The organism is Streptococcus sp. KR (assembly GCF_002238115.1).
GTDB lineage: Bacteria > Bacillota > Bacilli > Lactobacillales > Streptococcaceae > Streptococcus.
In genome coordinates this window covers 1-343 of the sequence record NZ_NGVM01000204.1, presented here as the reverse complement: position 1 = coordinate 343, position 343 = coordinate 1, and the positions used below count along the sequence as shown (strand labels likewise).

At 35.0% G+C, this 343-nt stretch carries 1 protein-coding gene; it reads left to right on the top strand.

What is annotated here, in order from left to right; all coding sequences use genetic code 11:
• The coding region (locus CBI42_RS12900) for an MSCRAMM family protein (RefSeq protein WP_256963829.1) at window positions 1-343 on the top strand (343 nt) is incomplete at both ends.

The following is a 343-nucleotide window of genomic DNA, read 5'->3' as shown; positions in this document are numbered from 1 at the left end:
CAAATGCAAATGGTCAGTTAACGGTTAGTGATTTAGTACCGGGCAATTATTATTTCGTTGAAACTAAAGCACCAGATGGTTATCAACTCGATAAAGATCAACAATATCCAGTTACAGTTGCGTTTAATCAGCAGGCTCCTGCAACGGTTAATGTGACTGATAGTCAAACACCTGGATCTGTTAAATTGACAAAAGTTGATGAACAAACTAACCAAACTTTGTCAGGGGCAAGCTTTGCTCTATATAAACAAGATGGCACTTTAATTAAAAATGATTTGGTCACGAATAATCAAGGACAAATTCTTTACGATAATTTAATGCCGGGTAATTATTACTTTATTGA